This window comes from Pseudomonas sp. 34 E 7 (assembly GCF_900005715.1).
GTDB classification, from domain to species: Bacteria; Pseudomonadota; Gammaproteobacteria; order Pseudomonadales; family Pseudomonadaceae; genus Aquipseudomonas; species Aquipseudomonas orientalis_A.
The window spans coordinates 1-5936 of record NZ_CVTX01000171.1 but is presented as its reverse complement, the minus strand read 5'-3'; the positions used below and the strand labels follow the sequence as shown (position 1 = coordinate 5936).

At 63.1% G+C, this 5936-nt stretch carries 7 protein-coding genes; 1 reads left to right on the top strand and 6 read right to left on the bottom strand.

Going from position 1 to position 5936, the window contains the following annotated elements; genetic code table 11:
* Positions 1-207: 207 nt before the first annotated feature.
* Positions 208-756, bottom strand: coding sequence for an adenine phosphoribosyltransferase (locus tag BFP96_RS23350; RefSeq protein WP_065887882.1), 549 nt, complete (start codon positions 754-756; stop codon positions 208-210).
* 78 nt (positions 757-834) lie between these two features.
* On the bottom strand, positions 835-1569 hold the full coding sequence (fnr, locus tag BFP96_RS23345; protein ID WP_065887883.1) for a fumarate/nitrate reduction transcriptional regulator Fnr: 735 nt from the start codon (positions 1567-1569) through the stop codon (positions 835-837).
* Positions 1570-1724: 155 nt separating this feature from the next.
* Between fnr and BFP96_RS23340 the strand changes: the two genes are divergently transcribed.
* Positions 1725-2219 (top strand): hypothetical protein, encoded by a 495-nt coding sequence (locus tag BFP96_RS23340; protein WP_170876037.1) that lies wholly within the window; start codon positions 1725-1727, stop codon positions 2217-2219.
* 6 nt (positions 2220-2225) lie between these two features.
* Here the strand turns inward: BFP96_RS23340 and hemN are convergent, their stop codons facing one another.
* The 4 genes from hemN to BFP96_RS23320 form a co-directional block, all read right to left on the bottom strand.
* On the bottom strand, positions 2226-3608 hold the full coding sequence (gene hemN, locus BFP96_RS23335; RefSeq protein WP_065937100.1) for an oxygen-independent coproporphyrinogen III oxidase: 1383 nt from the start codon (positions 3606-3608) through the stop codon (positions 2226-2228).
* 103 nt (positions 3609-3711) lie between these two features.
* The gene (locus BFP96_RS23330) at positions 3712-4395 is read right to left on the bottom strand and encodes a sulfite exporter TauE/SafE family protein (protein WP_065887885.1); all 684 of its coding nucleotides are present in this window, start codon (positions 4393-4395) and stop codon (positions 3712-3714) included.
* Positions 4388-4600, bottom strand: a complete 213-nt coding sequence (ccoS, locus tag BFP96_RS23325; protein ID WP_057721235.1) for a cbb3-type cytochrome oxidase assembly protein CcoS — start codon at positions 4598-4600, stop codon at positions 4388-4390. The genes BFP96_RS23330 and ccoS overlap by 8 nt, the downstream gene beginning before the upstream one ends.
* Before the next feature lie 22 nt (positions 4601-4622).
* Positions 4623-5936, bottom strand: a 1314-nt coding sequence (locus BFP96_RS23320; RefSeq protein WP_139113437.1) for a heavy metal translocating P-type ATPase, incomplete at its 5' end; no start/stop codon positions are given.

The window sequence follows — 5936 nt, the reverse complement described above, 5'->3', positions numbered from 1 at the left end:
TTTTGCGCTTTTCAAAAGTGAGCCGCCGTCAGGGCGGAACCCTAAGTGGCCGTTACCTAAATAATGGATATGTACTCGATCTGATCCAACATCCTGGTCGGCTCAGAGGCCGCCATCGGGGGCAAGCCCCCTCCCACATTTGATTTGTGAACACAGTCAAAACTGTGGGAGGGGGCTTGCCCCCGATGAGGCCCGTCCTGACAACGACTACCGCTCGGTCAACCCGAACTGCGTCAGGCAGAACGTGGGAATCCCCATATCCTCCAACCGCTGCGACCCACCCAGCTCCGGCAGATCAATAATTGCCGCCGCTTCAAAGATCTGCGCACCCATGCGTCGCACCAGGTTCGCCGCCGCAATCAGGGTGCCACCGGTGGCGATCAAGTCATCGAACATCAGCACCGAGTCGCCTTCGCACAGGCTGTCGGCATGCACCTCAAGCAGCGCTTCGCCATATTCGGTCTGGTAAGCCTCGGCCAACACGTCAGCCGGCAATTTGCCTTGCTTGCGAAACAGGATCAGTGGCTTGTTGAGCTGGTAGGCGACGATCGAGCCGATCAGGAAGCCGCGGGCATCCATTGCGCCGATATGGCTGAAGTCGGCTTCGACATAACGCTGGGCAAAGCTGTCGGCGACCAGGCGCAGGGCGCGGGGCGACTGGAACAACGGCGTGATGTCACGGAAGATCACCCCAGGCTTGGGGAAGTCGATGACGGGGCGAATCAGGGATTTGATGTCGAACGAATCGAAAGTCATCGTCGAAGGGTCCTGGGCGGAAAACGGACCCGAAGTATACCTGCGGCCTTGCCGGTTCGCTCGGCCGCAGAGCGCGGATTACCCTTCCAGGGAGCCACCGGCCAGTGCGCACAGTTGGATAGGGTCGAGGATATGCACTTCCTTGCCCTCGGCGGCAATCAATGCGTTCTGCTGGAAGCGGGTAAACACGCGGGACACGGTTTCCACCGCAAGGCCCAGGTAATTGCCGATTTCATTGCGCGACATGCTCAGGCGGAACTGGTTGGCCGAAAACCCACGGGCGCGAAAGCGCGCCGACAGGTTGACCAGGAAGGTCGCGATGCGCTCGTCGGCGGTTTTCTTCGACAACAGCAGCATCATCTGTTGATCGTCACGAATCTCGCGGCTCATGACGCGCATCAACTGACGGCGCAGCTGTGGCAGTTGCAGGGCCAGTTCATCAAGGCGCTCGAAAGGAATTTCGCACACCGATGTAGTCTCCAGCGCCTGCGCCGACACGGGATGCATTTCGGTGTCCATCCCCGACAAACCGACCAATTCGCTGGGCAAGTGGAAGCCGGTGATTTGCTCTTCGCCGCCGTCGCTGAGGCTGAATGTCTTTAATGCGCCCGAGCGTACTGCATAGACGGAATCGAACTTGTCGCCCTGGCGAAACAGAAACTCGCCTTTTTTCAGCGGGCGGCCACGTTTAACGATGTCGTCCAGCGCTTCCATGTCTTCCAGATTCAGCGAAAGTGGCAGGCAGAGGGGGGCCAGGCTGCAATCCTTGCAGTGAGCCTGGCTGTGAGCGCGCAGTTTGACTGGCTCGGACATTTCTTAAATCCTTGTGGGAAAACACACATAAGACGTAAGGGTAACGCACTGGGGGTAGATGAGGCCAGCGTGTACAAAAAGCCTCGGCGTTATAAAGGTCCGTGTGTCGTGGCCGATACAAAGTAACGATACCTTTTGAATTCGGAGCCAGACCCATGATTTCCATCGGTGCAAATAGCCCGGCCAGCCTCAGCGCGCTGCCTTTACCGGAGCCGAAAGACCAGGTGGCAGAAGCGAAGTCGGCGGCGGCAGGCAAAGAGCTGAAGGACGCCACTTCTTCGCCCCTCAGTACCAAGACGGACGAAGGTGTGAAGGTGACCCTTTCCGGCGCAGCCTTGCAGGCGGTCAGAGACACGAAAAAATCCAACAGCGATATCGAGGAAAGCGGCCTGCCCAACGAGGTCCAGCAGGTCTTGAAGATGATCCGCGAGATCAAGAAACAGATTGCAGAAAAACAGGCCGAACTGACCGCTGTCATGGCCGATAACACGCTTTCTGCGGAGCAGGCCAGGGTCAAGGTCAATAACCTGCAGGGTGCGATTGCCGTGCTGAACGCGAGCCTCATCACGGCGCAGACTGCGTTGGGCAAGGCCATGAAGGGGCTCAGTGGCCCCGATGCGATGAAGGCCGCCTCCCTGGCGATGGCGTAGGCAGTCTCAGATCACCCGCGAGAAACGCTGGCGATTCTGGTGCTCAAGGTAGGCATCGAACACCATGCACACTGAACGCACCAACAAGCGCCCGGCCGGCAGTACGCGAATGCCCTGGGCGTCCAACTCGATCAAGCCGTCGCCGGCCATTGTCTCCAGTTGCGGCCACAGCTCGGCAAAATAGCCGCGAAAGTCGATGTTGTACGCCTGTTCGATCCCCTCGAAGCCCAGGCTGAAATTGCAGATCAACTGCTGGATCACATCCCGTCTCAAGCGGTCGTCCGTGGTGCAGATCAAGCCACGGCTGGTGGCCAGTTGCGCGCCCGCCAAGGCATTCTGGTACCCGTTGAGATCACTGCTGTTCTGGCAGTACAGGTCGCCGATCTGGCTGATCGCCGACACGCCCAATCCAATCAGATCGCAGTGCCCGTGGGTGGTGTAGCCCTGGAAGTTGCGCTGCAGGGTGCCTTCTTCCTGGGCGATGGCCAGTTCGTCGTCCGGCAGGGCAAAGTGGTCCATGCCGATATAGCGGTAGCCGGCCTGGGTCAGTTGTTCGATGGTGGTTTGCAGCATCAACAGTTTTTCTGCCGGCGAGGGCAGATCATCGGTGTTGATCCGCCGCTGGGGCATGAAACGCTCGGGCAGGTGTGCGTAGTTGAACACCGACAGGCGGTCGGGTTGCAGGCGGATGACTTCCTCCACGGTGCGCGCAAAATTCAGCGGCGACTGCTTGGGCAAGCCGTAGATCAGGTCGATATTGATCGAGCGAAATTGCAGGGTGCGCGCCGCGTCGATCACCGCACGGGTTTCTTCCAGGCTTTGCAGGCGATTGACCGCCCGTTGCACCTCGGGGTCGAGGTCCTGCAACCCGATGCTGACGCGGTTGAAGCCCAGTTCGCGCAGCAGGCCCATGGTCGCCCAGTCGGCTTCGCGAGGGTCGATCTCGATGCCGTAGTCGCCCGAATCGTCCTTGAGCAAATTGAAGTGCTGGCGCAGGTGTGCCATCACCTGGCGCAATTCGTCATGGCTGAGAAAGGTCGGCGTGCCGCCGCCCAGATGCAGTTGTTCCACCGGCTGTTTCGGGTCGAGATGGCAGGCGACCTGCTGGATCTCCTGCATCAGGCGTTGCAAATAGGCCTGGGCGCGACCACGGTCCTTGGTAATCACCTTGTTGCAGGCGCAGTAGTAACAAATATTGGCGCAGAACGGCACGTGCACATACAGCGACAACGGCCGGGTGGCTTTGCGACTGTCGCGCAGCGCATGGAGCAGGTCGAAAGTGCCGACCTGGCTGTCGAATTGTACGGCCGTGGGGTAGGACGTGTAGCGCGGCCCCGCCAGGTCGTAGCGATGAATCAGATCGGTGTCCCAACGAATGGCGTCGAGCATGCGGGCGGTCCCCCGGTTTGGCTGGTGGGCCGAGTCTAGGGGCTGGGTGGGGCGGGCATGTTGATTTGCATCAACGGGGAGCGGCGCTATGCCACAGGGCCGGTCAATGCCCCATCAGCCAATGCTGGTGCGGCCCGGGCAGGGTCCAGAGCCCGAACAGCACCACCAGCAAACCACCGGCCATGCGCACGCTGCGCCTGCGCAACAGCGCGGTGACACGTTCGGCGGCCAGCCCGGTCGCCAGCAATACCGGCCAGGTGCCCAGGCCGAACGCGAGCATCAGCAGCGCGCTGTCCAGCGCATTGCCCTGGCTTGCGGCCCAAAGCAGGGTGCTGTAGACCAACCCGCACGGCAACCAGCCCCACAGCGCGCCCAGCAGTAAAGCGCGGGGCAGGCTGGACACCGGCAGCAGGCGGTTGGCCATCGGCTGGATATGTCGCCACAGGCCGCGACCGAGGCTTTCGAGACGGGTCAGGCCGCTCCACCAGCCGGCCAGGTACAGGCCCATGCTGATCAGCAGCAGCCCGGCGAGCACCCGCATGAACATCGCCGCCGGGCTGTTGGCCACGGCCCAGCCGGCCAGGCCGATCAGCAACCCCGCTGCGGCATAACTTAAGATGCGTCCCAGGTTGTACGCCAGCAGCAGGCGAAAACGGCGGCTGCGCTGTTCCCTGGGAATCGCCAGGGTCAGCGCGCCCATCAGCCCGCCGCACATGCCCAGGCAATGGCCCCCGCCGAGCAGGCCGAGGATCAGCGCAGAGGCCAGCAAAGGCGCCAGCTCAAGCATGCGGCGGTTCCTTGGGCGGCTGTTCGGCGCGGTTGGCTTCGTCGATGGCGGCCAGGTGATTGGGGTCCTGGTCGTCAAACAGCACACTGTGGGCCGGGCCGTCGAGGTCTTCGTACTGGCCGCTGTCCACGGCCCAGAAGAAGATGTAGATGGCCACGCCCACTAACAGCAGCGCCGCCGGAATCATCACGTATAGAGCTGGCATCTGCACTCCATGCCCGCGCGGCTCACGCCGGCAGCGGGCGATTGATCAAGGGGGGGCCAGCGGCCGGCGCGCTTGGCAGGCGCGTCAGGCGCAGGGCATTGAGCACCACCGTCAACGAACTGAGGGACATGCCGATTGCCGCCCAGATCGGGGTGATCCACCCCAGGGCCGCGAACGGCAGCATCAGGCCATTGTACAGACCGGCCCACAGCAGGTTTTCGATGATGACTCGACGTGTGCGTCGCGCCAGGGAAAACGCCTGCACCAGCGCCTCCAGGCGGTTGGACAACAGCACCGCATCGGCGCTGGTTTTTGCCAGGTCGGTGGCCGAGCCCATCGCCACGCTGATATCCGCGGCGGCCAGCACGGGCACGTCGTTGACGCCGTCGCCGAGCATCAGCACTGTGCGGCCTTCCTGATGCAGGCGTTGCAGCACCTGCAGCTTGTCGTCGGGACGCAGGCCGCCGTGGGCTTCATCGATGCCCAGCTCGGCAGCGACACTGGCGACCATCGGCGAGCTGTCTCCCGACAGCAGCAAGGTGCGCCAGCCGCGCACCTTGCACGCCGCCAGCAGCGCAGGCGCGTCGCTGCGCAGGCGGTCGTCGAGCACGAACCAGGCGAGCGCGCCGCGTTGATCGCCCAGCAGCAGCCATTGCCCGGCTTCGTCCGGTGACGCCGGGATCGGGCCGGCGCTGAGCTCACAGACAAACCCGGGTTGGCCGATGCGCAACAGGCGTTCGCCCACACGTCCTTGCAGGCCGAGGCCGGGGCTGCTCGATACGTCATGGGCCGCCAGGGGCGCTCGGCCAAAGGCGCGGGCAATCGGGTGTTCGGAGCGGTTTTCCAGTGCGGCGGCGAGGCCCAGGCACTGGTCGCTGTCCAGTTCGCCCAGAGGCCGGATGGCGCGTAACGCCAGGCGGCCTTCGGTGAGCGTGCCGGTCTTGTCGAAAATCACCGTGTCGATCTGGTTCAGCCCCTCCAGCACATGGCCACGGGTCAGCAGCAACCCAAGGCTGTGCAGGGTGCCGGTGGCGGCAGTGAGGGCAGTAGGTGTCGCCAGGGACAGCGCGCACGGGCAGGTGGCGACCAGCATGGCCAGGACAATCCAGAACGCCCGTGATGCATCCAGCTGCCACCACACCAGGCCGATCACTGCAGCCGCAATCAGGGACGCCAGCAAAAACCACTGTGCGGCGCGGTCGGCGATCTGCGCCAGGCGCGGTTTCTCGGCCTGGGCACGCTCCAGCAGGCGCACGATGGCGGACAGGCGCGTGTCGTGGCCGAGGGCGCGCACCTCGACGGTCAGCACGCCTTCCACGTTGAGGGTGCCGGCGGT

Bases quoted from the DNA above. Each gene is read 5' to 3' on its own strand.
- fnr (WP_065887883.1), bottom strand. From the start codon at position 1,569: ATGTCCGAGCCAGTCAAACTGCGCGCTCACAGCCAGGCTCACTGCAAG.
- BFP96_RS23340 (WP_170876037.1), top strand. From the start codon at position 1,725: ATGATTTCCATCGGTGCAAATAGCCCGGCCAGCCTCAGCGCGCTGCCT.
- ccoS (WP_057721235.1), bottom strand. From the start codon at position 4,600: ATGCCAGCTCTATACGTGATGATTCCGGCGGCGCTGCTGTTAGTGGGC.
- BFP96_RS23330 (WP_065887885.1), bottom strand. From the start codon at position 4,395: ATGCTTGAGCTGGCGCCTTTGCTGGCCTCTGCGCTGATCCTCGGCCTG.
- BFP96_RS23350 (WP_065887882.1), bottom strand. From the start codon at position 756: ATGACTTTCGATTCGTTCGACATCAAATCCCTGATTCGCCCCGTCATC.
- hemN (WP_065937100.1), bottom strand. From the start codon at position 3,608: ATGCTCGACGCCATTCGTTGGGACACCGATCTGATTCATCGCTACGAC.